General features: G+C 34.0%; 1 protein-coding gene. It reads right to left on the bottom strand.

The genetic code is table 11. The features are described from left to right. A partial coding sequence (locus tag DWU89_RS20415; RefSeq protein WP_115501453.1) for a carboxypeptidase-like regulatory domain-containing protein occupies window positions 1-206 on the bottom strand: 206 nt, incomplete at its 3' end. Window positions 207-967 lie beyond the last annotated feature (761 nt).

Here is a 967-nt window from a genome sequence, read left to right as displayed (position 1 = left end):
TTTGCAGAACTTGGTACATCTAAAGAAAATGTACCGTTAAAATCTGTAACTGTACCTATAGTCGTACCTTTAACAACTATAGATGCACCAATGATGGGCTCGTTGTCTTCTGCCGAAATAACAGTACCTGTCACTTTCGACGTCTGAGCGTTGGCCATCCCAATACCTAATAATAGGCAGAATAAAAGGAAAGTTAACCTTTTCATAGACACACTTTTTTTGTTTAACTTATAAATAACTAATTTGCACTATTCTATTTGTAATCTTATACACCAACTATGTATAAATCTTCCTAAGTGATGGCAAATGTAATAATAAATTTATTATAACAACTAAAAACTAACAGTATTTTATAAAAACAAGGTCGTTAATTAACAAAAGAGTGTGCAAAATCGGCATTTTAGGTTGTTTCGCCTCTGCTTATCCTCTATTTGCGGCTCATTTAAAATTATCTATTTTTAACCTCTACCCCCAACGCCAAAACTAAGGGATTTAGAAGCCTGAATATATGGTTGGGGTCTACATAGGTAGAAAATGAATTTGAGATTTGTTATCAAAGAAAGAAGATATGTCGATTTATATTTGCGGGAGCACAAATCAGTTTTTATAGAAATGTAGATATACAATTATAGAAATATGGGATTACGTAGTTACAAACATAAAACGATGCTTGAGGGAAGTTAACAGAACTACCTATCTGGTCCGGAAAAATAATCTAAAAAATACAAGAACCCCCTTTTTGACCGTTTTTCTATTTCATCCGAAATCTTGATCAATTTTGAATTGACTTTTTTCACGGATTTAATCTTTTTGACTGACAGCAGGCGAAATAAGCTGCCGAGACCATCCCGAAAAGTGTGCAATTTGATTACCGAAAACCAGAAACACCAGCAAAGTGATAAAGCTTAACTCCCGGAGAATCGAATATTTGAAAATAAAACGGACGGCGTTCCAAATATCTCAAGGA

Origin of the sequence: Parabacteroides acidifaciens, from assembly GCF_003363715.1 — a bacterium.
GTDB classification, from domain to species: domain Bacteria; phylum Bacteroidota; class Bacteroidia; order Bacteroidales; family Tannerellaceae; genus Parabacteroides; species Parabacteroides acidifaciens.
The sequence above is the reverse complement of the archived record's forward strand: the minus strand, read 5'-3'. Positions and strand labels throughout refer to the sequence as shown.